29 protein-coding genes are annotated in these 24,180 nt (G+C 72.7%); 21 read left to right on the forward strand and 8 right to left on the reverse strand.

What is annotated here, in order from left to right; genetic code table 11:
• Positions 1 to 116: 116 nt before the first annotated feature.
• Both H0S67_RS09835 and H0S67_RS09840 read right to left on the reverse strand, forming a co-directional pair.
• Positions 117 to 458, reverse strand: a complete 342-nt coding sequence (locus H0S67_RS09835) for an antibiotic biosynthesis monooxygenase family protein (RefSeq protein ID WP_180936426.1) — start codon at positions 456 to 458, stop codon at positions 117 to 119.
• Between the two features lie 13 nt (positions 459 to 471).
• The gene (locus tag H0S67_RS09840) at positions 472 to 948 is read right to left on the reverse strand and encodes a VOC family protein (protein WP_180936427.1); all 477 of its coding nucleotides are present in this window, start codon (positions 946 to 948) and stop codon (positions 472 to 474) included.
• A gap of 115 nt (positions 949 to 1,063) precedes the next feature.
• Here H0S67_RS09840 and H0S67_RS09845 point away from each other — a divergent pair, with 115 nt between their 5' ends.
• The 14 genes from H0S67_RS09845 to H0S67_RS09905 all read left to right on the forward strand — a co-directional run bounded on the left by H0S67_RS09845 (position 1,064) and on the right by H0S67_RS09905 (position 14,148).
• Entirely contained in the window at positions 1,064 to 1,627 is a 564-nt protein-coding gene (locus tag H0S67_RS09845) for a class I SAM-dependent methyltransferase (protein ID WP_246355264.1), read from the forward strand.
• Positions 1,628 to 1,629: 2 nt separating this feature from the next.
• Complete coding sequence (locus H0S67_RS24900; protein WP_246355265.1) at positions 1,630 to 1,821, forward strand: hypothetical protein; 192 nt, start codon at positions 1,630 to 1,632, stop codon at positions 1,819 to 1,821.
• Between the two features lie 40 nt (positions 1,822 to 1,861).
• A complete protein-coding gene (locus H0S67_RS09850) occupies positions 1,862 to 3,916 on the forward strand; it encodes an NAD(+) synthase (RefSeq protein ID WP_180936428.1) in 2,055 nt (684 codons plus the stop codon).
• A 96-nt stretch (positions 3,917 to 4,012) separates the two neighbouring features.
• Entirely contained in the window at positions 4,013 to 4,639 is a 627-nt protein-coding gene (locus H0S67_RS09855; protein ID WP_180936429.1) for a hypothetical protein, read from the forward strand.
• Between the two features lie 112 nt (positions 4,640 to 4,751).
• Entirely contained in the window at positions 4,752 to 5,402 is a 651-nt protein-coding gene (locus tag H0S67_RS09860) for a hypothetical protein (RefSeq protein WP_180936430.1), read from the forward strand.
• Between the two features lie 89 nt (positions 5,403 to 5,491).
• Entirely contained in the window at positions 5,492 to 6,829 is a 1,338-nt protein-coding gene (locus H0S67_RS09865; protein ID WP_180936431.1) for a glutamine synthetase family protein, read from the forward strand.
• Positions 6,830 to 6,837: 8 nt separating this feature from the next.
• On the forward strand, positions 6,838 to 7,194 hold the full coding sequence (locus H0S67_RS09870) for a hypothetical protein (protein ID WP_180936432.1): 357 nt from the start codon (positions 6,838 to 6,840) through the stop codon (positions 7,192 to 7,194).
• A gap of 9 nt (positions 7,195 to 7,203) precedes the next feature.
• Positions 7,204 to 7,935 carry a type 1 glutamine amidotransferase gene (locus H0S67_RS09875; protein WP_180936433.1) on the forward strand — a complete coding sequence of 244 codons (732 nt, stop codon included), beginning with the start codon at positions 7,204 to 7,206 and terminating at the stop codon, positions 7,933 to 7,935.
• 13 nt (positions 7,936 to 7,948) lie between these two features.
• Positions 7,949 to 10,939, forward strand: coding sequence for a bifunctional [glutamine synthetase] adenylyltransferase/[glutamine synthetase]-adenylyl-L-tyrosine phosphorylase (locus tag H0S67_RS09880; protein WP_246355266.1), 2,991 nt, complete (start codon positions 7,949 to 7,951; stop codon positions 10,937 to 10,939).
• Between the two features lie 144 nt (positions 10,940 to 11,083).
• Positions 11,084 to 11,689 (forward strand): hypothetical protein, encoded by a 606-nt coding sequence (locus tag H0S67_RS09885; protein ID WP_180936435.1) that lies wholly within the window; start codon positions 11,084 to 11,086, stop codon positions 11,687 to 11,689.
• Positions 11,686 to 11,973: a methanogen output domain 1-containing protein gene (locus H0S67_RS09890; protein ID WP_180936436.1), complete on the forward strand. Its 288-nt coding sequence runs from the start codon at positions 11,686 to 11,688 to the stop codon at positions 11,971 to 11,973. Before H0S67_RS09885 ends, H0S67_RS09890 begins: the two co-directional genes overlap by 4 nt.
• Entirely contained in the window at positions 11,970 to 12,392 is a 423-nt protein-coding gene (locus H0S67_RS09895) for an ATP-binding protein (RefSeq protein WP_219635605.1), read from the forward strand. The genes H0S67_RS09890 and H0S67_RS09895 overlap by 4 nt, the downstream gene beginning before the upstream one ends.
• 45 nt (positions 12,393 to 12,437) lie before the next feature.
• Positions 12,438 to 13,331 (forward strand): hypothetical protein, encoded by an 894-nt coding sequence (locus H0S67_RS09900; RefSeq protein ID WP_246355267.1) that lies wholly within the window; start codon positions 12,438 to 12,440, stop codon positions 13,329 to 13,331.
• A gap of 34 nt (positions 13,332 to 13,365) precedes the next feature.
• Positions 13,366 to 14,148 (forward strand): isocitrate lyase/PEP mutase family protein, encoded by a 783-nt coding sequence (locus H0S67_RS09905; protein WP_180936437.1) that lies wholly within the window; start codon positions 13,366 to 13,368, stop codon positions 14,146 to 14,148.
• Between the two features lie 18 nt (positions 14,149 to 14,166).
• Here the strand turns inward: H0S67_RS09905 and H0S67_RS09910 are convergent, their stop codons facing one another.
• From H0S67_RS09910 to H0S67_RS09920, 4 genes are read right to left on the reverse strand one after another with little or no spacing between them, the layout of a single operon-like run.
• The gene (locus tag H0S67_RS09910) at positions 14,167 to 15,489 is read right to left on the reverse strand and encodes a sensor histidine kinase (RefSeq protein WP_180936438.1); all 1,323 of its coding nucleotides are present in this window, start codon (positions 15,487 to 15,489) and stop codon (positions 14,167 to 14,169) included.
• Positions 15,486 to 15,683 carry a helix-turn-helix domain-containing protein gene (locus H0S67_RS24905; protein ID WP_246355268.1) on the reverse strand — a complete coding sequence of 66 codons (198 nt, stop codon included), beginning with the start codon at positions 15,681 to 15,683 and terminating at the stop codon, positions 15,486 to 15,488. The genes H0S67_RS09910 and H0S67_RS24905 overlap by 4 nt, the downstream gene beginning before the upstream one ends.
• Entirely contained in the window at positions 15,592 to 16,149 is a 558-nt protein-coding gene (locus H0S67_RS09915) for a response regulator transcription factor (protein WP_246355269.1), read from the reverse strand. The genes H0S67_RS24905 and H0S67_RS09915 overlap by 92 nt, the downstream gene beginning before the upstream one ends.
• 39 nt (positions 16,150 to 16,188) lie before the next feature.
• Positions 16,189 to 16,716, reverse strand: coding sequence for a DUF2231 domain-containing protein (locus H0S67_RS09920; RefSeq protein WP_180936439.1), 528 nt, complete (start codon positions 16,714 to 16,716; stop codon positions 16,189 to 16,191).
• Between the two features lie 175 nt (positions 16,717 to 16,891).
• Between H0S67_RS09920 and H0S67_RS09925 the strand changes: the two genes are divergently transcribed.
• Complete coding sequence (locus H0S67_RS09925) at positions 16,892 to 17,245, forward strand: hypothetical protein (protein WP_180936440.1); 354 nt, start codon at positions 16,892 to 16,894, stop codon at positions 17,243 to 17,245.
• Positions 17,246 to 17,291: 46 nt separating this feature from the next.
• Here the strand turns inward: H0S67_RS09925 and H0S67_RS09930 are convergent, their stop codons facing one another.
• A complete protein-coding gene (locus tag H0S67_RS09930; RefSeq protein WP_180936441.1) occupies positions 17,292 to 18,020 on the reverse strand; it encodes a response regulator transcription factor in 729 nt (242 codons plus the stop codon).
• 385 nt (positions 18,021 to 18,405) lie between these two features.
• Between H0S67_RS09930 and H0S67_RS09935 the strand changes: the two genes are divergently transcribed.
• The 6 genes from H0S67_RS09935 to H0S67_RS09960 all read left to right on the forward strand — a co-directional run bounded on the left by H0S67_RS09935 (position 18,406) and on the right by H0S67_RS09960 (position 23,638).
• Complete coding sequence (locus tag H0S67_RS09935) at positions 18,406 to 18,879, forward strand: hypothetical protein (RefSeq protein ID WP_180936442.1); 474 nt, start codon at positions 18,406 to 18,408, stop codon at positions 18,877 to 18,879.
• A 99-nt stretch (positions 18,880 to 18,978) separates the two neighbouring features.
• Positions 18,979 to 19,506, forward strand: coding sequence for a COG4315 family predicted lipoprotein (locus H0S67_RS09940; RefSeq protein ID WP_180936443.1), 528 nt, complete (start codon positions 18,979 to 18,981; stop codon positions 19,504 to 19,506).
• Between the two features lie 157 nt (positions 19,507 to 19,663).
• Complete coding sequence (locus H0S67_RS09945; RefSeq protein WP_180936444.1) at positions 19,664 to 20,257, forward strand: GAF domain-containing protein; 594 nt, start codon at positions 19,664 to 19,666, stop codon at positions 20,255 to 20,257.
• A complete protein-coding gene (locus tag H0S67_RS09950) occupies positions 20,254 to 21,234 on the forward strand; it encodes a patatin-like phospholipase family protein (protein ID WP_180936445.1) in 981 nt (326 codons plus the stop codon). The genes H0S67_RS09945 and H0S67_RS09950 overlap by 4 nt, the downstream gene beginning before the upstream one ends.
• A 90-nt stretch (positions 21,235 to 21,324) precedes the next feature.
• Positions 21,325 to 22,215, forward strand: a complete 891-nt coding sequence (locus tag H0S67_RS09955; protein ID WP_180936446.1) for a DUF4231 domain-containing protein — start codon at positions 21,325 to 21,327, stop codon at positions 22,213 to 22,215.
• A gap of 10 nt (positions 22,216 to 22,225) precedes the next feature.
• A complete protein-coding gene (locus H0S67_RS09960; protein WP_180936447.1) occupies positions 22,226 to 23,638 on the forward strand; it encodes a toll/interleukin-1 receptor domain-containing protein in 1,413 nt (470 codons plus the stop codon).
• Here the strand turns inward: H0S67_RS09960 and H0S67_RS24910 are convergent.
• Positions 23,619 to 24,176: a helix-turn-helix transcriptional regulator gene (locus tag H0S67_RS24910; RefSeq protein WP_180936448.1), complete on the reverse strand. Its 558-nt coding sequence runs from the start codon at positions 24,174 to 24,176 to the stop codon at positions 23,619 to 23,621. The genes H0S67_RS09960 and H0S67_RS24910 overlap by 20 nt on opposite strands.
• Positions 24,177 to 24,180 lie beyond the last annotated feature (4 nt).

Consider the following 24,180-nt stretch of genomic DNA (forward strand, 5'->3'; position numbering starts at 1 on the left):
ACGCTGGTCGGCGGCCTGTGTCGATGGTCACCCCTGATGGGTCATGTGGTTGCGGATCGGTCACCAACCGCAGATCTCCCGGCCCAGGACGTGCCGTTCGTGACCGATGGGGGCGATCAGGCTCGGTCCGGGCCGTAGTCCCGTGTGACCGTGGCGACGCGGACCCGGTAGTCGGCGTACCAGGTGGAGCGGCCCCGCTCCTGGGCCACGAGATGCTCGGCGACCTGCTTCCAGGCGACGGCCGCGGCCTCGTCGGTCCAGTAGGAGACGGTGATCCCGAGCCCGCCGTCCCGGGCGGACTCGAGCCCCAGGTAGCCCGGTTGGAGAGCCGCGAGCTCCTCCATCCGCCGCGACATGACGGCGTACCCGTGGTCGCCCTCGGTGCGGACCGAGGAGAAGACGACGGCGACGTACGGCGGCTCGGGCGTCCGGGCCAACCCGGTCTGGGCGAACGTCATCCGGCGGTGCTCCTCAGGCGTTGTCGGCAGCGGCCTCCAGCTCGGCGACCACGATCCTGCGCTGTCCCAGCATGGCTCGCATCGCGGCCTCGGCGCGAGCGGGATCCGGGTCGTTCAGGAGCTCGTGGAGCCTGGTGGGGATGATCTGCCAGGACAGGCCGAACTTGTCCTTCAGCCACCCGCACTGGTCCTCGACCCCGCCGGCGACCAGGTTGTCCCAGTAGTAGTCGACCTCCGTCTGGTCCGCGCACGCGACGCTGAACGAGATCGTCTCGGTGAAGCCGGCGAAGATCGGGCCGCCGTTGATGCCGCGGAAGGACTGCCCGTCGAGCACCCACTCGCCGGCCATCACCGTCCCGGGCTCGCCGGGTCCGGCCTCGCCGTAGCGGGCCACGCTGGTGATCGATGACCTCGGGAAGATCTTGGTGTAGAACTCCATCGCCTCGACGAGGTTGTCGTCGAACCACAGGCACGGGCTGATCGAGGTCATGGCTGGCTCCTTGGGTCCGGGCCGGGCGCTCGCTCCCGGCCTCCACGGATGGAGACCGGCGTTCCCCGCTGATTTCATCGGTGCCGCCGGGGCGCCGCCGCCGTACAGTCGATGCGTGGCCTTCGACGTCTCCGCCGAGGCGTACGCCCGGTTCATGGGTCGGTACGCCGACCCGCTCGCACCGCAGTTCGCCGACCTGGCCGGTGTCCGGTCCGGTCAACGCGCGCTGGACGTCGGGTGCGGGCCCGGAGCGCTGACCGTCGTGCTCGTCGAGCGGCTCGGCGTCGAGGGCGTCGCAGCCATCGACCCGTCGCCGCCCTTCGTGGCGGCGTTGCGGGAGCGGCTGCCCGGCGTCGACGTGCAGCAGGGAACGGCCGAGCGGCTTCCCCACGACGACGACTCGTTCGACGTCACGCTGGCCCAGCTGGTCGTGCAGTTCATGAGCGACCCGGTCGCAGGCCTGCGCGAGATGGCGCGCGTGACGCGGCCCGGGGGAGTGGTGGGCGCGTGCGTCTGGGACCACGGGAGCGGCCGTGGCCCGTTGTCGCCGTTCTGGAACGTCGTCCACGAGCTTCGTCCCGACGCCCACGGGAGGCCGGTGGCGCCGGCGTGCAGGCGGGGCACCTCGCCGAGCTCGCGGCGGATGCAGGCGTGCGGGACGTCGAGCCGGAGGAGTTGACCGTGCGGGTGCCCTACCGCGACTTCGACGACTGGTGGACGCCGTACACGACGGGCGTCGGACCGGCCGGTGACTGGGTGGCCGGCCTCGACCCGGGGGAGCGCGAGCAGGTGCGCGCCGCCTGCGCCGCGCACCTGCCCGACGGCCCGTTCGAGATCTCCGCGACGGCCTGGGCGGTGACTGGCCGGGCCTGACGCCGAGGTCTGACACCGGCCGCGTGGGAAACTGCATCTCGTGGACTTCTACTCGGCCTACGCCCACGGCTTCGCGCGCGTCGCTGCCTGCACCATGCCGGTAGCGATCGCGGACCCGGCGGCGAACGCGCGCACGGTGCTCGAGCAGGCTCGCGCCTGTCACGACGACGGCGTGGCGGTGGCGATCTTCCCCGAGCTGACCCTCGCGGGCTACTCGATCGAGGACCTGCACCTGCAGGACGTCCTGCTGAGCGCCGTGGAGGCCGCGATCGACGAGATCGTGGAGGCCTCCACCGGCCTGCGGCCCGTCCTCGTCGTGGGGGCACCGCTGGTGCACGGCACCCGCGTCCTGAACTGTGCTGTCGTCATCCACCGGGGGCGCGTCCTCGGGGTGTCGCCGAAGTCCTACCTGCCGACCTACCGGGAGTTCTACGAGCGCCGCTGGTTCGCACCCGGCGACGACCGCCGTGGCTCGACGATCCGGATCGGCGGGGTCGAGGTGCCGCTCGGACCCGACCTGCTGTTCTCGGCGACCGACGTGCCCGGGCTGACCCTGCACGTCGAGGTCTGCGAGGACATGTGGGTGCCGATCCCGCCCAGCTCCGAGGCGACCCTGGCCGGCGCCACCGTGCTGGCCAACATCTCCGGCAGCCCGATCACGGTCGCCCGGGCGGAGGACCGGAGGCTGCTGGTGCGCAGCGCCAGCGCCCGCTGCAGCGCGGCGTACCTGTTCGCGGCCGGTGGCCAGGGCGAGTCCACCACCGACCTCAGCTGGGACGGCCAGACCCTCGTCTACGAGTGCGGGGAGCTGCTCGCCGAGTGTGAGCGCTTCCCCGACGGGCCGCGGCGCGCGGTCGCCGACGTCGACCTCGACCGCGTCCGGCAGGAGCGGCTGCGCCAGGGCACCTTTGACGACAACCGCCGGACCCACGACGAGCGGGTGGGGGACTTCCGCACCGTCGCCTTCGAGCTGAGTCCGCCCACCGGAGACATCGGGCTGCGCCGCAAGGTCGACCGCTTCCCGTTCGTCCCCGACGACGCCGAGCGGCTGGCCCTCGACTGCTACGAGGCCTACAACATCCAGGTCTCCGGCCTCGAGCACCGCCTCGCCGCCATCGGCGGCGACACCTGGCAGCCCAAGGTGGTCATCGGGATCAGCGGCGGCCTCGACTCCACCCACGCGCTGATCGTGGCGGCGAAGGCCATGGACCGCCTGGACCGGCCCCGCGCCGACATCCTCGGCTTCACCATGCCCGGCTTCGCCACCGGCGAGACCACGAAGTCCTACGCCTACCGGCTGGCCAAGTCGCTCGGCATCACCTTCGAGGAGCTCGACATCACCGGCGCGGCCGAGCAGATGCTCAAGGACCTCGACCACCCCTACAGCCACGGCGAGGAGCTCTACGACGTCACGTTCGAGAACGTGCAGGCGGGCCTGCGCACCGACTACCTCTTCCGGCTCGCCAACCATCGCGGCGGGATCGTGCTGGGCACGGGTGACCTCTCCGAGCTCGCGCTCGGGTGGTGCACCTACGGCGTGGGCGACCAGATGTCCCACTACAACGTCAACGCCGGCGTGCCCAAGACCCTGATCCAGCACCTGATCCGCTGGGTCGCGGAGAGCGGGCAGTTCGGCGACGAGACCAACGACGTGCTGGAGGAGATCGTCGAGCAGGAGATCACCCCCGAGCTCGTCCCGCAGAAGGGGAGCGACAAGCCGCAGGCGACCGAGGAGTCGGTCGGGCCCTACGCGCTGCAGGACCTGACGCTCTTCTACGTCCTGCGACACGGCTACCGCCCCAGCCGGATCGCCTTCCTGGCGTGGCACGCGTGGCACGACGCCGACGCGGGGGAGTGGCCGCCGCACCTGCCCGAGCACCGGCGCATCGCCTACGACCTGGCGACGATCCGCCGGTGGATGGTCGTCTTCGTGAACCGCTTCTTCGCCAGCCAGTTCAAGCGGTCGGCGCTGCCGAACGGCCCGAAGGTGAGCGCCGGGGGCACCATGTCGCCGCGCGGGGACTGGCGGATGCCGTCGGACGCGAGCGCCGCCGCCTGGCTGGCCGAGCTCGAGGCGAACGTCCCGCAGAACTGATCACAACAAAACGTCCGCCTGCTGCATCTACCTCTGCGGAAGGGCACTGGCGCTCATCGGGAGCACCGGGCCACCACGCACGAGGAGATCGAAGAGATGACGCGGATCAGCCCGGTACGACGCGCCGCCCTGCTGGTGACCACCCTGGTGGCCGGACTCGGCGGAGTCGTCACGACCGCCGGCTCGGGGTCGGCGGCAGCGCCGACCAGCCAGCAGGTCCAGGCAGCGCCCAGGACGAGCCTGACCCTGGTGGTCCGTGACTGTGACCGGTGCACCGTCCAGCTCGTGCACGCGATCAACGGTGAGGACCACGTGTGGACCTCGCACGTCCGGCGCGTCGGCTCGGACCACCAGATCGCCTTCGACCTGCGCACCGCCCTGACCCACGGGTTGTCGTTCGTGGTGGAGGCTCCCTGGGCCGGCAACACGGGCGCGGTGCCCAACATGGTCACCCGGTACGCCGGCCACAAGGTCGGGACCGTGATCGACCGGTCCGACGCCCGGAACGCCAAGCGGGCCGCGGGCTGCTGGGCGGGCACCGGCGCCGACACCGCCCGGCTGACGTTCCAGATCGACCGGGTCAGCGCGCGCACCCCCGACGGTCACCGGACGAAGACGCCGCTGGCCTACAGCAGCCGCACGCTGCCGAGCTGGCAGCCGTACGTCCGCGCCCACAAGGGCACCATCGGCAACCAGGACGCCTTCTACTGCACCCGTCCGTGAACGAGGTCCGCCGGCCGGCAACAAAGCCCGGCCGGCGTGCATCTCCCACCCGCACGACACGGTGACCGCTGCTCATCGGGGGCAGCGGACCGGAGAAACTGAGGAGAACGACATGAAGTCCATCGGCCCGGTTCGACGTGGAGCCCTGGCGATGACCGGACTGGCAGCGGGGCTGCTGGCCACCCTCGCCGGCGCGGCGACCACCGGCGCGGCCGCCCAGCCCGCCCAGCCCGTGCCGCAGGCGACCACCCCGGCCGCGGCGCCGGCGGGACAGCGCACCGCGCTCGCCTTCCTCGTGGACGGCTGCAACCGCTGCCACGTCCGGCTCTACCAGGCGGTGCGGGGACGCGACCACGTCTGGGAGTCCAAGGTGCACCGGGTCCGTGACGGCCGGGTCAGCTTCGACATCGCCACCAGGCACACCCATGGCCTGAGCGCGTCGGTCCGGGCACCGTGGGAGGGCAACACCGGTTTCGTCACCCAGATCGCGTTCCGCTACGGCCACGAGGCGGTCGGCTCCGAGGTCTCCAACCGCGAGGCGCGGACCAAGCACCGCGCCGCCGGCTGCTGGGCCGGGACGACGGACACCGCGGCGCTCCTGCCGCTGGTCGTGCGGAAGGTGACGATCCCCGGCGCGGACGGATCGCCGACGACCGCCGCCCGTGCCTGGATCAGCACCACCGCCGACTGGTGGCAGCCGATGTTCCGCGCCGACAAGGGCATCCTGGGCGCCCAGGACGTCTTGCCCTGCGAGCGTCCCTGACGCGCAGGTGGCGCCGGCGCAGGGTCTCCGGGTGCTCGACCCGGAGACCCTGACCGGTGCGGCGGCACCGATGCGCCATAGTTGGCCCCATGGGCAAGCAGGAAGACTTCGTTCTCCGCGCTCTCGAGGAGCGTGACGTCCGGTTCGTCCGGTTGTGGTTCACCGACGTCCTCGGGTTCCTGAAGTCGGTGGCGGTGGCGCCGGCGGAGCTCGAGGGGGCGTTCGCCGAGGGCATCGGCTTCGACGGTTCCGCGATCGAGGGCTTCGCCCGGGTCTACGAGGCCGACATGCTCGCCAAGCCCGACCCCTCGACGTTCCAGATCCTCCCGTGGCGGGGCGAGGGTCCCTCCACCGCGCGCATGTTCTGCGACATCGTGATGCCGGACGGCTCCCCGTCGTACGCCGACCCGCGTTACGTGCTCAAGCGGACGCTCGGCAAGGCGGCCGAGCAGGGCTTCACCTTCTACACCCACCCCGAGATCGAGTTCTACCTCTTCAAGGACACCCCGGTCGCGGGCGCCGACCCGGTGCCGGTGGACCGCAGCGGCTACTTCGACCACACCGCCCAGTCGATGGGCGCGGACTTCCGCCGCGAGGCGATCACGATGCTCGAGTCGATGGGCATCTCGGTCGAGTTCAGCCACCACGAGGGCGGCCCGGGCCAGCAGGAGATCGACCTGCGGTACGCCGACGCGCTGAGCACCGCCGACAACATCATGACCTTCCGCACCGTGATCCGGGAGGTGGCGCTGAGCCAGGACATCTGGGCGACCTTCATGCCCAAGCCGTTCACGACCCACCCCGGCTCGGGCATGCACACCCACGTGTCGCTCTTCGAGGGCGACCGCAACGCCTTCTTCGAGGCCGGCGCGGAGTACCAGCTGTCCAAGACCGGCCGCCAGTTCATCGCCGGCATCCTGCGCCACGCCAACGAGATCAGCTGCGTGACCAACCAGTGGGTCAACAGCTACAAGCGGATGATGTTCGGCGGCGAGGCGCCGTCGTACATCTGCTGGGGCCACAACAACCGCTCCGCCATGATCCGGGTGCCGATGTACAAGCCCAACAAGGGCCAGTCGACGCGCGTCGAGCTGCGCACCATCGACGCGGCGGCCAACCCCTACCTCGCCTACGCCGTGGTGCTCGCCGCCGGCATGAAGGGGATCGAGGAGGGCTACGACCTGCCCCGCGAGGCCGAGGACGACGTCTGGTCGCTCTCGGAGCGGGAGCGCAAGAGCCTCGGCATCGACCCGCTGCCGCGCAGCCTGCACGACGCCATCGGGATCGCGGAGGAGTCCGAGCTGCTGGCCGAGACCCTGGGCGAGCACGTCTTCGACTTCTTCCTGCGCAACAAGCGGGCGGAGTGGGAGGAGTACCGCGGCCAGGTCTCGGCCTTCGAGCGGGACCGGATGCTCCCCGTCCTGTGACAGGTGCCGTGACTCCGCCCTACGAGCCGGCGCGGGCGCGCCAGCTGCGGATCCTGTTGTGGGTGGTGATCGCGGCCGCGGCGGTCCTGGCCGTCGTCGCTGCCGGGTACCTGCTCGCCGGGGCGGCGCCCGGGCTGGTCCTCCTGGTCCTGGTCGTGCCCGCCGTGCTCATGCTCGTGCTCGGCCGGACGTCGCTCCAGCTGCTCGGCCGGGGCGAGCCGGGCGCGAAGTCCTGGATCGTCGCCACCGCAGTCACGACCATGCTGGTGGCGCTGCTGCTGAGCCGCACCGGTCCCGGGGGGTTCCTCGGGCTGCTCGGCGTGCTGCTGATGCTGGTGGCCCTGCTGCCGGCGAGGGACGGATAGGTTGCCAGCGTGAGCGAAGCGACCGTGCTCGTCATCGAGCACGAGGACAAGTGCCCCCCTGCCCTGGTCGGTGACTGGCTGGCCGAGGCCGGCTGCGCCCTCGAGGTGTGCCGACCCTGGGCCGGCGACGACGTGCCCGCGCTCGCGGCGTACGACGGCTTCCTGGTGCTCGGCGGGCCGATGGGGGCCGACGACGACGCGAAGCACGCCTGGCTCACCCCGGTGAAGGAGCGTGTCCGTGACGCAGTGTCGACCGGGCTGCCCACCCTGGGCATCTGCCTGGGCCACCAGCTGATCGCCGTCGCCCTGGGCGGGACCGTGGGCCGCAACCCGAGGGGACAGCAGCTCGGCCTGCTCGAGGTGGCGTGGACCGATGCCGCCCTCGACGACGAGCTGGTCGGGCCGCTGGCCAGTCCCCGCCGAGGTGTGCAGTGGAACGACGACGTGGTCACCCGGCTGCCCGACGGCGCGACGCTGCTGGCCGCGACCGGCGCCGGAGAGGTGCAGGCGGCCCGCTTCGCGCCGACCGTGTGGGGAGTGCAGCTGCACCCCGAGGTCGACGTCGAGGTGCTGCGCCCGTGGGCGGAGTCCGACCGCGGGTCGCACGAGGCGCGGGGGATCGACCAGGACGCGCTGCTCGGTGACATCGCCGGTGCCCGGGCCGAGCTCGACGATGCCTGGCGGCCGCTCGCGGCCGGCTTCGCGGCCCTCGTGCGTCGACGCCACGGGCGCCGCGGATGAGCGCGGACCGCTCGTGAGCAGGCCGGCCACCACCAAGGGGACCCTGCTGCGCCTCGGGTTCCACGACCCGGACGCGTCCCTGGCCGCGCTGTCCCGCCTCGACACCGCCGCCGACCCGTTGCTGGCCCTGCTCGCCCGCAGTGCCGACCCCGACCTGGCCGTCGCGTCGCTGGTGCGCCTGCTGGAGGTGGTCGAGGACCCCGCCGAGCTGCTGGAGGAGATCGTCGACGACGAGGGCACCGCGATGCGGCTGCTCTGCGTCCTCGGCGCCAGCCAGGCCCTCGCCGACCACCTGGTCCGGCACCCCGAGCACTGGCGCGAGCTCACCGACCCGTTGATGGGCTCGACGCGGCCGGCGGCGTACGCCCTGCGGGCCGACCTGCTGCGAGCGGTGGGCGCCGACCCGGAGGCGGACGAGCCCACCGCGACGATCCCCGACGACGAGGCGGTGGACGCGCTCCGGGTGGAGTACCGCCGCGCCCTGCTGCGGCTGGCGGCCCGCGACCTCGCCCACGACCTCGGGCTCGACGACGCCGCTGCGGAGCTATCCGACCTGGCCGCCGGCACGCTCGAGGCCGCGCTCGCCGTGGCCCGCCAACGTGTCGGCCCCGACTCGGGCCTGGCCCGGCTCGCGGTCGTGGCGATGGGCAAGTGCGGGGGCCACGAGCTGAACTACGTCTCCGACGTCGACGTGATCTTCGTGTTCGAGCCCACGGACGGTGGCGGCGACGCCGAGCCCGACCTGGGCGCGGCCACCCGCGTCGCCACCCAGCTGGCCAGCCACCTGATCCGGGTGTGCTCCGACCACACCTCCGAGGGCACCATCTGGCCGGTCGACGCCGCGCTGCGCCCCGAGGGGAAGTCCGGTCCGCTGGTGCGGACGCTGGCCAGCCACCGCGGCTACTACGAGCGCTGGGCCAAGACCTGGGAGTTCCAGGCCCTGCTCAAGGCGCGGCCCGTGGCCGGCGACCTCGCCCTGGGGCACGAGTACCTCGACACCGTCTCGCCCATGGTGTGGACGGCCGCCGAACGTGAGGGCTTCGTCGCCGACACCCAGGCCATGCGCCGCCGCGTCATCGACCAGATCCCACCGCGCGAGGCCGAGCGGCAGCTCAAGCTCGGCTCGGGCGGGCTGCGCGACGTCGAGTTCGCCGTCCAGCTGCTGCAGCTGGTCCACGGTCGGGCCGATCGGCAGATCCGTCCGCCGGCGACGCTCAGTGCCCTGGCCGAGCTCACGCGCGGCGGCTACGTCGGTCGCGAGGACGGCGAGGCGCTGCACGACGCGTACTGCTTCCTGCGCACGCTCGAGCACCGGATCCAGCTCTTCCAGCTGCGGCGCACGCACGTCGTGCCCGCCGACGAGGAGTCGCTGCGCCGGCTCGGGCGCAGTATGGGGCTGTTCAAGGACCCGGTCGGGTCGCTGGACAAGGCCTGGCAGCACCACCGCCTCGAGGTGCGCCGGCTCCACGAGAAGCTCTTCTACCGGCCGCTGCTCGCGGCGGTCGCCAAGCTCCCCGGCACCGAGGCCCGCCTGTCCCTGGAGGCCGCCGGCGAGCGCCTGGCGGCCCTGGGCTACCTCGACCCCAAGGCGGCACTGCGCCACCTCGAGGCCCTGACCACCGGTGTCTCGCGGACCGCGAACATCCAGCGCACGCTCCTGCCGGCGATGCTCGAGTGGTTCGCGGACGCGCCCGACCCCGACGCCGGCCTCTTCGGCTTCCGTCGGATCAGCGAGTCGCTCGGCGAGAGCCCGTGGTACCTCAAGACCCTGCGGGACGAGGGGCAGGTCGCCGAGCGGCTGGCCCGGCTGCTCGCCACGTCGCGCTACGCCACCAGCCTGCTCGAGCGCGAGCCGCAGGGCGTGCGGATGCTGGGGGAGGACCTGGTGCCGCTCTCGGCCGAGGCGCTGACCGAGGAGATGCTCGCCTCGTCGCGCCGGCAGGTCGATCCCGAGAAGGCGGTGCGGGCCGTCCGGGCCATCCGCCGCCGCGAGCTCTTCCGGATCGCCGCGGGCGACCTGCTGGGGCTGATCGACGTGGCGGACGTGGGTGCGGGGCTCTCCCGGCTGACCGACGCCACCCTGGAGGCGACCCTGGGTGTCGCCGGCCGCTCGGTGCGCGAGCAGCGTGGCTTCGAGGACGCCCCGACGCGGATGGCTGTCGTGGCGATGGGGCGCTACGGCGGCTTCGAGCTGTCCTACGGCAGCGACGCCGACGTGCTGTTCGTCCACGACCCGGAGCCGGGCGCCGACCCGCAGGCGGCGTCGTCGTACGCCACCGCCGTGGCCAACGAGCTGCGCCGGCTGCTCTCGCTGCCGGGCGCCGACCCGGCGCTCCAGGTCGACGCCGACCTGCGCCCCGAGGGCAAGCAGGGCGCGCTGGTGCGGACCCTCGACGCGTACGCCGCCTACTACGCCAAGTGGTCCAAGGTCTGGGAGTCGCAGGCGCTGCTCCGTGCCGACGCCGTGGTCGGGGACCTCGAGCTGCGCCGACGGTTCGAGACGCTGATCGACCCGCTGCGCTTCCCCGAGGAGGGGATCTCCCCCGACGACGTGCTCGAGGTGCGCCGGATCAAGGCGCGGGTCGACCAGGAACGGCTGCCTCGCGGCGCCGACCCCCAGACCCACCTCAAGCTCGGGCGCGGCGGGCTCGCCGACATCGAGTGGACCGTCCAGCTCCTGCAGATGCGGTACGCCGGGCACGTCCCGGGCCTGCGCACCTCACGGACCCTCGAGGCCCTCGACGCGGCACGGGCCGCCGGGCTGGTCGAGGAGGACGACGCCGTAGAGCTGGCCCACGCCTGGCGCACGGTGAGCCGGATCCGGAACGCGGTCACGCTGGTGCGCGGCAAGCCCGGCGACCAGCTCCCGCGCGACCCTCGGGAGAAGGCCGCCGTCGCGACCATCCTCGGCTACCCGCCCGGCGCCTCCGACACGATGGTCAACGACTACCTGCGGATCACCCGGCACGCCCGCGCCGTCGTCGACAAGGTCTTCTGGGAGTAGCCCAGCCGGGCCGAACCGGGCCGAGCCGGCGTCGGTGGCGGGCTGTGACGCAGGTCCGGCCTCGCCGCGGTTTGCCGTGGGCAGGAACGGGAACCGTTGCTGGACCGGGCTTTCTCGCGGCAACGATCTCTGACGGGCGGCACCATGGACTGGCTCATCGACAGGCAGCGCTCGCGGTCGGCCGAGCAGACCATGTCGCTGCTCGACGCCCACCTGCGACGGCACGCCGGCTCCGACCGCGGCGTGGACCAGGCCGTGGCCTCGGTGCGTGCCGTGGTCGAGAGCCTGGGCGCGGACGGGTGGGACCTGCTGCGCCTGCACCTGGCCTGGCACACCGACCGGCCCGTGGTGGAGCTGAGCCCGGTGAAGGATGCCGGCGACATTCCGCCGGGCCCCACGGTGCCGGCGAAGGACCGCCACCGGCTGGCCGCCGCCACCGGCGAGTCGGTCGTGCGGCTGGAGCTCGAGGTCGAGCCCGCAGTGCTGGAGCCCTTCGCCGAGGGGCCGCCGCCGATGACCCCGATCGACTCCCACCCGCAGCGCGACGGGATCGCCACCGTGGCGGTGGCCCTGTCCCGCGCCGCGGCCGACCACCCCAGCGCGAAGCCGGCCCAGCAGGCGTCCCTGGCCGGCGCCGCACTGGCCGACCAGGTGGCGGCCGACAGCCCGCCCACGGACGCGGCGGGCGTCGCCGGATGCTCGCCGAGACCCATCGGGCCCTCGGCAGCGACCTGGAGGTCCTCGCGGTGACCGACGAGGTCGTCGAGGTCGCCGTGGGCCGGTGTCCGTTCGGCAGCGGTGTCGGCGGCAACGATGCCCTCTGCCACGTCACGACGGGCCTGGCCGGTCGGCTCGGCGCACGGGTGAACGGCGCGGCCACCGTGGCCGCGCCCGAGCGGATCGCGGCCGGCGACGACGAGTGCCACCTTCAGGTGTGGCTGGGCTCGCCGGACGACCTCCGCGGCGAGCGGCACCAGTGGCCGCCCGTGACCGGACCGGCGAACGGCAGCGTGCCGCGGCTGACCTGTCGGTGAACCTGCCCCGGGAGACCGTCAGCGTCCCGGTCGTGCGACGGCTCGCGGCGCAGGCGCTGCGTGCCTTCGGGGTCGCCGACGACGACATCGACGACGTGCAGCTGGCGATCTCCGAGGCCTGCGCGAACGTGATCGACCACGCCGCCGACACCGACTCCTACGAGGTGCAGGTCGAGCTCGCCGCCGACCGCTGCGCGATCACCGTGGTCGACCACGGCGGCGGCTTCGACGACTCGGCGGCGCTCGACGAGGCCCACCCGACAGCAGAGAGCGGCCGGGGCTTGATCCTCATGCAGGCGCTCGTCGACAACCTCGCCTTCACCAACGAGCCCCAGGCCGGGACGGTGGTGCACATGGTCAAGATGCTGGCGTACGACGCCTCGCACCCGCTGTGGCGCGACCAGCTGCGACCCGGCTGAGCCGGAGGTGGCGCCGGGTCGTTCCGTGCGAGCGACACTGGTGCCGTGACCGGCCCGATGAGTCAGCCCGCCGGGCGCCGGGGCTTCCTGGTGGCGCTGGGCGCGATCGCGCTCGCGGGGTGCACGGACTCGTCCGCTCCCGGCCCCGTCGCGAGCTCGGGCTCGTCGACCCCGGACGTAACGCCCGGCACGACCCCGCATGACACCCCGGACGTGCGTCTGCCGAGGGCGCGTCGCTGGGTCCCGAGCCCTGCGGACGTCGACCCGGCCTGCAAGCTGGCCGCGGTGCGGACGGTCGAACGACACGGCAGGTCCACGACGACCGCAGTCCGGGTGATCGATGCGCAGTACGGCGGGATCCTCGACGACACCGCCAGCGTGCTCGTCGTGTGCCGTTCGTGGCGGCTCTCGCACGGCCGGGTGACGACAGACGGTCACACGTTCGACGTACGCCTCTCGCGCGGACCCGGGCCCGCCTGGCGGGTGACAGCCATCCACCCCTCGAGGCCAGGGCCACCGGCGGGCCACACACCGGCCGCCCGCCGGGTGCTGGCCAGCCACCGGATCGACCTGCCGCCCGCGGCGCGCGCCGACATCGCCTCGGGCCAGGTCCACGACAGCGTGCTCACCGCGATGCTCGGGCTGTCGAGGAGCTACCGGATCGGGGTCAGTGTCGTCAGGTCGGGCCACCCGATCCACGTCTTCGGCACGGACCGGCTCAGCGACCACCCGCAGGCACGGGCGTTCGACACCTGGCGGATCGACGGGCACCCTGTCGTCGATCCCGGCACCCCGGAGCGGCTGGTGACCGGCTACATGCGGGCGGCGGCCGCTGAAGGCTCCTACAACGTGGGCGGTCCGTACCTGCTCGGCCCGGCGCCGCAGTACTTCTCCGACGCCACCCACCACGACCACGTGCACGCCGGGTTCGCGACGTGAGGTGGACGACGGCACGCCCGCTAGATTCGGGACCATGGCTGACCAAGCAACCTCTCTGCGGGGCGCCGAGCTGCTCCGCCTCCACCGTGACCCGAAGCTGCTGACCGTCGTCAACGTCTGGGACGTCGTCAGCGCCACCACCGTCGCCGCCGTCGAGGGCACCGCCGCCCTGGCGACCGCGAGCCACTCGATCGCCGCCACCTTCGGCTACGAGGACGGCGAGAACATCCCGCTCGACCTGATGCTGGAGATGGTCGGCCGGATCGTCTCCGCGACCGACCTCCCGGTGACGGCAGACCTCGAGGGAGGGTACGGCGACCCCGCCGAGACCATCCGTCGCGCCATCGGCATCGGCGTGGTCGGCGCCAACATCGAGGACCAGCTGCGTCCGGTGAAGGAGGCCGCCGCCAACGTCGAGAAGATGATGAAGGTCGCCGAGCAGGAGGGCGTCGACTTCGTGCTCAACGCCCGGACCGACGCCTTCGCCCGAGCCCGTGACCGTGACCCGGCCGAGTCCCTGAAGGACGCGGTCGAGCGCGGCAAGGCGTTCCTCGACGCCGGCGCGCCCGTGGTGTTCGTGCCGGCCCGGCTGGACGAGGCCCAGGTCGCCACCCTGGTCGAGGCCTTCGGTCCGCAGCGCCTCACGATGATCGGCATACCCGGCACGCCCGCGCTGGCACGGCTCGAGGAGCTCGGCGTCGCCCGCGTCTCCTACGGGCCGATGGCGCAGAACGTCGCGCTCACCGCGCTGCAGGAGCTGGTCGAGGAGGTCCACCGCGGCGGCGGCGTGCCCCCGACGATGCGCATCCTCAACTGACCGGTCGTAGGGCAGGTCTCACAGGCGGGGGAGCCGGACCACGAAGACGGCTCCTCCGTCCCCGTCGGCGAGCTCCACGTCGCCGCCGATCGAACGAGCCACCCGGCGGGAGATGCCGAGCCCGAGGCCGGTGCCACCCCCGGGCCCGGCGATGCCCGGCGCGAACAGCGTGTCGCGCACCGACTCCTGCACCCCGGGGCCGTCGTCGCCGATCCGGAGCTCGACCGACGTCGCCGTCGCGACGGCCTCGAGGCACACGCGCGAGCGGGCGTGGCGCACGGCGTTCTCCGTCACGGGGGACACGGCGCGGACCACGAGGTCGCGCGGGGCCGCCAGCCGCAGCGAAGCCGCGTCGGTCACCCGGTTGTCGAGGACCAGCTCGTCGGGCACGAGCGGGACCACCGCGTCCAGGACGTCGGAGAGCCGGCAGGTGGCGCTCTCGGGCGACTCACCGGCGCTGCGGGCCAGCTCCAGCAGCGTCGTGATCGTCTCGGCGGCCATCACCCGGGACGACGCCGCGATCTGCTCGAGGTCGACGCGGGCGTCCTCCGACAGCCCGCCGCGCAGCAGCGCGAGGTCCGCAGAGCCCTGGATCGCGGCGAGGGGGGTGCGCAGCTCGTGGGCGAGCTCGGCGGTGAGCCGCTGCTCGGCGCGGATCGTCATCGCCACCCGTTCCAGCAGCCCGTCGAGGGTCGCGCCGAGGGCGGAGATCTCGTTGGTCGGCGGGCCCAGCTCGAAGCGGCGACCGAGGTCGTGCTCGCTCCAGTCGGTGGCCCGCTCGGCCATCTGCGCCACCGGCGCGAGAGCGCGCGACGTCACCAGGCGTGCCACCAGCCCGACGGCGACCACCACCAGGACGCCGACGAGCAGGCTGGTGAGCATGATGTAGAGCTCGGCCTCCTCGTAGGCGTGCCGCGACTCGCTGACCACGACCACGCCACGCAACCCCGACTCGGTGGTGAACGGGGTGGCGTAGAGCCGGTACTTCTCGCCGACGGCCACGGTGCGTGGCGACGTCACCGTGGCGAGCTGCTTCATCTGGTAGCGGGCCTTGGGCCACGCCGTACCGGCGACCACGTCACCGTGGTCGCCGAAGACGAGGACGCCGGGCTCGAGGACGTCGTCGGGGACCTTCAGGTGCCCGCTCGGGCTCGAGTCGACAACGGCGGTGACCGAGTCGGCCCGGTCGTGGAGGACCTGGTCGAGGTTGCCCTCGATGATGCGGTGCAGGATCAGCTGCAGACCCAGGGTGACCAGCACCATGCCGACGGCCGTGAGGGCCATGGTGGTGAGCACGAGCTGGGAGCGGAAGCTGGTCGCGAGCCAGCGGGGCGCTCTCACCTGAGTGTGAAGCCGACGCCGCGCACGGTGCGCAGAGTGACGGGGGAGTCGAGCTCCTTGAGCTTCGCGCGGATCCGCCGGATGTAGGAGTCCACGGTGTTCTCACTGACACGGGCCCCGTCGGGCCAGGCCGCGGCGACGACGACCTGGCGCCGGACGACCTCCCCCGGGCGGGAGGTGATCGCGGCCAGCATCCGGAACTCGGTCGGGGTCAGGAGCACCTCCGCGTCCCCGTGGCGCAGTGAGTGCCGAGCCGGGTCGAGCACCAGCTCGCCGACCGGCTCGGCGGCCGGTCGGCCCCCGCCGGGACAGGGCGTCGACGCGAGCGATGAGCTCCTTCACGTCGAAGGGCTTGGGCAGGTAGTCGTCGGCACCGGCGCTGAACCCGGAGAGCCGGTCGTGGACGGCACCGAGGGCGGTGAGGAACAGCACCGGTGCGGACTGTCCCGCCGACCTGAGCGCCTGGCACACGTCGCGGCCGTCGGCGTCGGGCAGGCCGATGTCGAGGATGATCGCGTCGAGCACGGCGTCGGCGCCGAACCGTTGCAGCGCCTCCGTCCCGTTGTGGGCGGAGACGACGGAGTGACCCGTGAGCTCCAGCGCCTGCGTGACGACGCGCCGGATGGCGGGGTCGTCCTCGCAGAGGCCTACCGTGACCACGGGCCTCCTCCTCGTCCTGCGGCCCGGGCGGGCCGCCTCTCAGTTGCCGTTGCTGCTCCCCGCGCTGGAGGAGGAGACCTGGTCACCCCAGGCGGCGCGGGCGCCGGAGTCACCCACGCGGAAGACCTGCACGCTGGTCGCCAGCGCGGCGACCACGGCGAGGGCGGCCACGACCTTCACGGCCGTCGACGACACGGCCGGCGAGGAGCCGCCCGCGGCGTGGGACGGCTCGGTGACGGCAGCGGCGGCCCGGTGACGACGGTCGAGCCACACCAGCACGACCGCCAGCACGAGCAGCGGGATCTCGAACCAGATCAGCTGGTCGCCGAGCTGTGCGTGCTGACCCGGGTCGCCCACGTGCTTCTCGAGGGCCTCGCCGCTCGACGTCGCCACCGGTGTCAGGACGCACGACAGGGCGGCAGCGACGACGACCAGCACGCCGTACCGGTGCCGCCAGGCGGGCCGGACCGCGATGGCGATGGTGCCGAGCGCCGCCAGGGGCAGCAGCACCACGACCGCATGGACGACGAGCGGGTGGATGGGCAGACCGTTGATCAGGTCGAACACGAGCTCTCCTCACGAAAGGGGGACGCCCACATCCTTCCCGACGCTACCTGCAACCAACCTGATTGCGCGTCGGTGCGGCACTTGAGGATTCCTTGCGCAAGTGGCCGCCCGAGCCTTGAGCACGGTCCGACAGGCTGGAGCCGTCAGGTGAGCGCCACCGTCCCAGGAGACCCCAATGTCCGACCTCGCGACATTCGACGAGGCGGCGCTGCGCCGCCTGTCGTACGAGGTCGACGACCGTGTCTTCACCTGGCTCTTCGCGAACCGCTACCGGCGGATGCTCGTGGGTCGGGTCGCGCGCATCACGACCGCGCTCCAGCGACTCGACGTCGAGGGCGCCCTGGACGCGGCGCTGAGCCTGAAGGTCGCCTCGGCCACGGTCGGCACCTGCGAGCTGGCTGCCCTCGCGCACGAGGTCGAGACCGAGGTGCGCCACCACGACGTGACCGCGGCGCGGACCACGGCCTCGTTGCTGTGGCCGGCCGCCGTGCGTGCTGACCAGGCGCTCGGCGCCTATCTCGCCCGCTGACGTCGAGTCCGGGCTGAGGCCTGGTCCGAACGCCGGGAGCGGCCGGTCAGGCCGGCTGCTCCATGCGGTAGCCCACGCCGCGGACCGTCCTGATGAAGCGTGGGCTGTCACGACCCTCGCCGAGCTTGCGGCGCAGGTTGCCGATGTGGACCTCGACCAGGTGCGTGTCGGTGGCCCACTCGGTGTCCCACACCGACCGCAGCAGGGCCTCGCGGGTCCACACCCGCGCCGGTGTGCGCATCAGCTCGGTGAGCAGGTCGAACTCGGTGCGCGTCAGCGCGACCTCGGTGTCGTCGATGAAGGCGCGGCGTCCGTCGACGTCGACCTTCAGCGACCCGTGCCGCAGCACCTCGTGGCCTGCGTCCGCCGCCGGTGACGCCGCGCCCCGTCCGCGCCTCGGCCGGCGGAACATCGCGTTGACGCGAGCGTTCAGCTCGCGGGGGCTGAACGGCTTGGACAGGTAGTCGTCGGCCCCGGTCTCCAGCCCGATCAGCTTCTCGACCTCGTCGTCGCGGGCGGTGATCATCACGACGTAGGCGTCGCTGATCTCGCGGATCCGGCGGCAGGCCTCGATGCCGTCGATGCCGGGGAGGCCGAGGTCGAGCGTGACGAGGTCGGGGTCGTGGTCACGGACCGCATCGACCCCGGCCGTGCCGGTGTCGGCCGTCATCACCTGGAAGCCCTGGGTGCTCAGCGTGAACTCGATGAGCGACCGCATGTCCTCGTCGTCCTCGACGACGAGAGCTCGCCTGTCTTCTCCCGCCGCCGTGGACATGGTGCAGATGATGCCAGAACCCACCCCTGCTCCGGTCCCGTTCCCGCTGCTTCGTCCTGCCGGACTTCAGCGGGGCTTCAGCGCCCGCGGGTCATGCTCGGGACTGATCCTGAGGAGGAGACATGAAGCCCATCAGCATCGCGGCCCTGTGCACCTCGGCGGCCCTCGCCGGCGGTGCCGTCGCCGCCACCCTGCCCGCCCACGGTGCAGACCGTCCGGCGCGCACGGCGTCGACCGGCGTCGACCCGTCCCGGTTCACCCACCCGGCGGGCAACCCCTACTACCCGCTCCAGCCGGGGCTGGTCACCCGGCTGCGGGGGAGCGACGGCCCGCAGCGCTACCGCGAGCGGGTGCTCGTCACGCACCGGACGAAGACGATCCAGGGGTGCGGGCCCGGGTCGTCCTCGACACGCTGCGTCGTCTCGACGGCAGCGTCGCCGAGAAGACCCACGACTGGTACGCCGGCGACAACAACGGCAACGTCTGGTACTTCGGTGAGGACACCGCGACCTACGACCGACACGGCCACGTGAGGAGCCGCGAGGGCTCCTGGCAGGCGGGGGTGGATGGCGCCCAGGCGGGCCTGATCATGCCCGCCGACCCGCGCCCGACCGATGCGTACCGCCAGGAGTTCCAGCACGGCTCGGCCGAGGACCAGGGCTGGATCGTGCAGAGGACCGCTGTCGTGCGCACGCCGTACCGGCGCTTCCACGACGCCGTGCGCGGCTTCGAGTGGTCGCGCCTCGAGCCCGGGGTGGTGTCGCAGAAGTTCTACGGGAAGGGCGTGGGCATCATCAGCGAGGAGGACGTCGCCGGCGGGCACGAGTCGTTCGAGCTCGTGGCGGTGCACCGTCCCTGAGCCGCTGCTCCCGATGTCGTTGAACGCACCCGGGCCGACACACGTGTCATGGGTGCGGGGACGACAGAAGGAGAAGCAATGCACACGCGGTCACGGTCCATGGCACTCGCCGGCGTCGCCGGCGCCGGGCTGCTGCTGATCTCGGCCTGTGGATCGGGCGGCAGCAGCTCGTCGAGCTCGTCCACCTCACCGAGCTCGTCGGGGAGCTCGAGCTCCACGTCGGGCACGGTCGCCCTGGCGAGCACCTCGGCGGGCAAGGTGCTCGTCGACCCGAGCGGGATGACGCTCTACGCCTTCGCCAACGACACCCCCGGGCACACCACGTGCACGGGTTCGTGTGCGGTGTACTGGCCCCCGGTCCCGGGCTCGGACATGCCGCACGGCTCGGTGGCGGCCGTCACCGCGAAGTTCGGCACGATCAAGCGCTCGGACGGGTCCAGCCAGCTCACCGTCGACGGCTACCCGATGTACACCTACGCCGGCGACTCCGCTCCGGGTCAGGCCAACGGCCAGGGCAAGAACCTGTCGGGCGGCCTGTGGTGGGTCGTGGGGTCGGACGGCTCCTGGGTGAAGACGACGTCGAGCAGCTCGTCGAGCAGCTCCTCGGGTGCGCGGGGTGGCTACTGACGGTCCGGCCGGCCAGGGATCTCCCCCATCTTCGGTATCCGCCCCGGCGCGGCCGCCACCCCGCGGGAGTCCTCCCTACGATCCGACCGATGACTGTCTGGGATGCGAGCGGGTCGACGGCACCGGGGCTATCGTGGGGCGCGGTGGGAGAGGTGCCATGGCTGACGATGCCGAACGCGCGCTGGGTGATGCCCGTCGACGTGACCGAGGTGGGTGCGATCGCGCGTTCGCGGCGCGCGCACTGACCGGGGCCGACGGGGCGACGTTCGTCGTGCGCGACGGCGACGACTGCTTCTACGCCGACGAGGAGGCGATCTCCCCGCTGTGGAAGGGGCAGCGCTTCCCGCTGGACCACTGCATCAGCGGGTGGGCCATGCTGAACGCCGCCACCGCCGTCGTCCCCGACGTCTCCCTCGACCCGCGGATCCCGATGGAGGCCTACCGGCCCACCTTCGTGCGCAGCCTGGTCGTGGTCCCGATCGGTGTGGAGAAGCCGTCGGCGGCCCTCGGGGTGTACTGGTCGGTGCGGCGGGTCCCGCACGCGGGCCTGATCCGGAACCTCGAGGCCCTGGCGGCGCACGCCGCCGAGGCGATCGACCGGGTGGGGGCTCGACAACGCGCCCTGGGCACCCACGTTCCGCCGCAACCGCTGACGGGCCCAAGGAACGGCACAGGGAACGGCACGGGGAACGGCACAGGGGCCCTTGGCCCTGTCGCTGGGCCGCGCCCGCGGGCCATGGTCGGCGCATGACCTCGGTCGGGCTCGTCCTGGGAGCCGGCGGCGTCGTCGGTCAGGCCTACCACGCCGGTGTGCTCGCCGCGCTGGAGCACGACTGCGGCTGGGACCCGCGGACCGCCGACGTCGTCGTGGGCACCTCGGCCGGCTCGATCACCGGCACCCTGCTGCGCGTGGGGGTCCCGGCCTCCGAGCTGGCGGCGTGGGTCGTGCAGGCGCCCCTGTCGGACGAGGGACAGGTGCTGCACGACATGCTGGGCTCCGAGATCCCGGCCTTCGAGCCCTTCCGGGTGCTTCCCCTGCTGCGCCGGATCCCGGACCTGCCGGGCCGGGCGATGGTGCAGCGCGCGATCGTCCGCCCCTGGGCCTTCCGCCCGCTCGCCGCCGGGCTCGCCCTGCTGGCCCCCGGGCGTCTCGACATCGCCGAGCAGCTGGGGATGCTCCGCGAGGTGGAGGGACAGTCCTGGCCGAAGCGTGACCTGTGGATCTGCGCCGTCCGGCGCCGGGACGGCCGTCGGGTCGTCTTCGGCCGGCCGGGCACCCCCGCGGCGCCGCTGCACCTGGCGATCGCCGCGTCCTGCGCGGTGCCCGGCTACTTCGCGCCGGTGACGATCGCCGACCACACCTACGTCGACGGGGGAGCGCACTCACCCACCAACGCCGCCATCCTGCGGGAGCGCCAGCTCGACCTCGTCATCATCGTGTCGCCGATGTCCGGCCCGGTGCGCCTCCTGACCGACCTGTACGGCGTGTCCCGGGGCCACGCCGCGCGGCTGGCCCGGCGCGAGGCCCGGGCCCTGCGCGAGAGCGGCACGGCCGTGATCACGTTCCGGCCCGGCCGGGCCGAGCTGGCGGCGATGGGCAACGACTTCATGGCCCGTGACCGGGTGGACCGGATCGTCCAGGAGTCGTTCCTCGGCGCCGGCGCCTACGCCGCGCGGCCGGAGATCCGGACGCTCCTCACGGCGTCCGGACTGCACCGTCCCCGCTGACCTCACCGACGCGCGTGGCGAGCGGGACAGCAGAGAAGCAAGAGGCCTGAGGTCCTATCTCTGGACGGGGTCCACTGTCACGATCGAAGAATGGCTGACTCGGGCTCCCGGGAGCTTGTCAACTCGGTCTGGCAGCACCAGAGCGTCTGGTCCACGACTGCCGACGCGTTGAAGGCGCGCATCGACCGGCTGCGCCTGGTGATGCTCGCGCTCGGAATCGCCTCCGCCGCCCTGACGACCCTGGCGGCCGAGGTCTCCTCGCTCAGCGAGGTCAGCGGCAAGGTGCTGCTGCTCGCGGCGGGGATCTCCGTCGGGCTGGTGCCCGTGGTCCGGGCCCGGCTGGGGGCTGACGCCGTGAGCCGGTGGACCCGCGCGCGGGCGGTGGCGGAGGAGCTGAAGTCGCAGGTCTACCGGTTCCTGGCCGGCGTCGAGCCGTTCCGTGGGCCGGACCCGGAGGCGGTGCTGGCCACGCGCTCGCACGCCGTGCAGGACACGGCCGCCGATCTCCTGGTGGACACGGCGGCGGGAGTGGCGCCGGCGACCCGGGAGGTGCCCGCGGTGGCCGACGTGTCGTCGTACGTGAGCCTGCGGCTGCTCCCGCAGGTGCGGTGGTACGAGAACCGGTCCGGACAGCTGGCCGGCTGGCTGGCCCGGGCCCGACGCGCCGAGCTCGTGCTCAGCGTCGTCGGCGTGGTGCTGGCCGCGACCGCGGCGACGTTCCGGCTCGACGTGGCGGCCTGGGTCGCGGTGGTGACCACGATGACCGCGGCGCTGAGCTCGCACGTGGCCGCCTCCCGGTGGGAGTACCAGCTGGTCGAGTACCTCCGCACCGCCGGCGAGCTGAGCCGGCTCCACGAGGAGTGGGCGGGTGCGGACACCAGCGACGAGGCGAGCGCCGACGTGCTGGTGGACCGCTGCGAGCAGGTGATCTCGGTCCAGAACAAGGGCTGGATGGCGAGATGGTCGGCGGACAAGACCTGAGGGGGCAGTGATGGCGGAGCGGCCACGTCGTACGGCGACGCCCACCCAGCAGGTGCGCGTCTTCATCAACTACCGGCGCGCCGACACGGGGCACGCCGCGGGCCGGCTGCGGGACATGATCGTCACCCGTTTCGGCGAGAGGTCGGTCTTCGTCGACGTCGAGGACATCGAGCCGGGAACCGACTACGTCGAGGCCATCGACGGCTACGTGAGCAGCTGCGTCGTCATGCTCGTCCTGATCGGCGACGAGTGGCTGACGGCGCGCGACCGCGACGGGAACCGGCGGATCGACAACCCCGCCGACCGGTTGAGGCTCGAGGTGGAGTCCGGCCTGCGGAACCGGACCAGGGTGGTCCCGGTGCTCGTGGACAACGCCTCGATGCCGAAGACCCCGGACCTGCCGCCGTCCCTGGTGCCGCTGTCGCGCCACCAGTCGGTGCGGCTGCGGCACGAGACGTTCCGCCCCGACGCCGAGCACCTCCTCGAGGCGATCGCGCACGTGGCGGAGGAGGCCGAGCCGACCCGGGCGACCACGTCCTCGGGGACCCCTCAGGCGACGGCCGGCGCGGGAGCGTCGTCCGCCACCGCGGCACGTCCGGCCCGGGCCGCGACCGGACGGATGTCGACCGCGCGCTGGGTGGCGCTCGCCCTCCTGGTGCTGGCGCTGCTGGTCCTCGTGGCCCGCACCAGCGCGCTGCAGGGACCGGAGCACGACAGCAGGCTGAACCTGCCCGACGGCGCATGGCCGGGCGCGCTGATCTGGTTGCTGCCGATCGCTCCGATGACCGTGGCGGCAGGGTTGGTGGTGGCCCGCCGGGCGCCAGGCCTGACGCTCGGCTGTGTCGGAGCGGCTGTGCTGTGGGTGCTGACCTCGCTGGTGCTCGTGCTCGCGGCTGCCCCCGACCTGGCCACGTTGCCGACGCACCTGCTGGTGCTGGGGCTGCTGCTGGGGGCCGGGGCCGCCGTCGTGGTCGCGGAGCCGGCGTTGCGCGCCCGGCCGTCCGCCAACCGATGGGACCGGATGGTCGCCGCCTTGATCTGGATGGTTGCCGCGGTGGTCCTCCGGTCCCTCGCCCTGCCGATCGCCAAGAAGTCCGCAGGACTGCCCCCGGGCGCCATCGACTTCGGCGACGCCGGAACGTGGCTCTTCGTCCTCATCGCCGGGTTGATCTGCGTTCCTGCCGCGCTGCTGCTGCTCGGTCGCGAGCAGGCACGCACGTTGCGGGTCGCAGCGCTCCTGCAGGTCGTCTACGTCCTGATCCTGCGGTGCCTGACCTGGTCCTCTGCGATCCACACGCCCCGGCACGTGCGGGGAATCCTTGTCCAGGACGTGGTGCTGCTCGGTGCCGTGGTCTGCCTGGTGCTCGCCGTGCGCGCCGGTCAGCGTGAGAAGCGTCCGCGCGTCAGCGATGCGCGTGGGTGACGCCGTGCTGGACGCACCAGAGGACGGCCTGGGCCCGGTTGTTGACGCCCAGCTTGCGGTAGGCGCCACGGATGTAGGTCTTGACCGAGTTCACGCTGAGGAAGCAGCGCTCCGCGATCTCGGCGTTCCGGAGGTCCTGCAGGATGTAGCCGAGCATCTCGGCCTCCCGCTCCGAGAGGCCCGCGGTCTCCCTGAGGTCTGCCGGGATCGTCAACCGGGGCGGGTTGCCGGTGCCCGGGTCGGCGTCGTCGTCGTACGACGCGGCGGCGGCCTCGATGGCGGCGACCATCTCGTCCGCAGGTGCCTCCAGCGAGACCCACGCATCCGCACCTCTCGCCAGGGCGAGCGTCGTGAGGTCCGGCCGACCCTCACGGGCCAGCACCAGCAGGGCCGATGCCGACTCCTTCACGAGCAGGTCGAGCTCGTGTCCGTCGGAGCCGTGCAGGGCGATGGCGTCGAACAGGACGACGTCCGGCTCGACGTCCGACACGTCGCGGGGGAGTGGCACGATCTGCAGCCGGTCCGGGAAATCGGACACCAGG

The sequence above is a fragment of the Nocardioides ungokensis genome (assembly GCF_013466985.1).
Taxonomy (GTDB): Bacteria; Actinomycetota; Actinomycetes; order Propionibacteriales; family Nocardioidaceae; genus Nocardioides; species Nocardioides ungokensis.